Genomic DNA, 545 nt, shown 5'->3' on the forward strand with positions numbered 1-545 from the left:
GGTCGCCTGGTCCGAGCCGAAGGCCTCCCAGCTGTGGCTGCGGGTCGCCAACGACGAGATCAGCGACGGCTCCGAGGAGGAGGACGGCAAGGGCGGCTCCGGCGGCAAGGAGGAGAAGGTCGACCCGTCCCAGGTGTCGGTCGAGGTGCTCAACGGCACCTCCGTCCCCGGCCTGGCCAACGAGGTGTCGACCGGCCTGACCACCCGCGGCTTCCAGCCCGCGGGCACCGGCAACCCGACCGGGCAGGTCCCGCCGGAGACGACGGTCTACTACGGGCCGGGCCAGGAGGCCGCCGCCAAGGCGGTCGCCGCGACCTTCACCAACGGCACCACCGAGGAGAACTCCGCCCTGGGCGACACGCTCCAGGTGGTCGTCTCCCAGGACTGGGACGGCTTCAAGGCCGCCTCCGGCGGGGGCGGCGGCAGCGGCGGATCCGGAGGCGGCTCCGACATCGACTCCAAGAGCGCCGCCGACGCCAAGGTCGCCTGCGGCTGACCCGCGGAGCACCGGACCGGAGAACGGGAAGCGAAACGGCGGGGGGGGG

At 73.8% G+C, this 545-nt stretch carries 1 protein-coding gene; it reads left to right on the plus strand.

Annotated elements, in window-relative coordinates; translation table 11 throughout:
• The coding region (locus D476_RS0121480; protein ID WP_017625981.1) for a LytR C-terminal domain-containing protein at positions 1-496 on the plus strand (496 nt) is incomplete at its 5' end.
• Positions 497-545: the final 49 nt, after the last annotated feature.

The organism is Nocardiopsis chromatogenes YIM 90109 (genome assembly GCF_000341185.1).
In the GTDB taxonomy this organism is placed as follows: domain Bacteria; phylum Actinomycetota; class Actinomycetes; order Streptosporangiales; family Streptosporangiaceae; genus Nocardiopsis_A; species Nocardiopsis_A chromatogenes.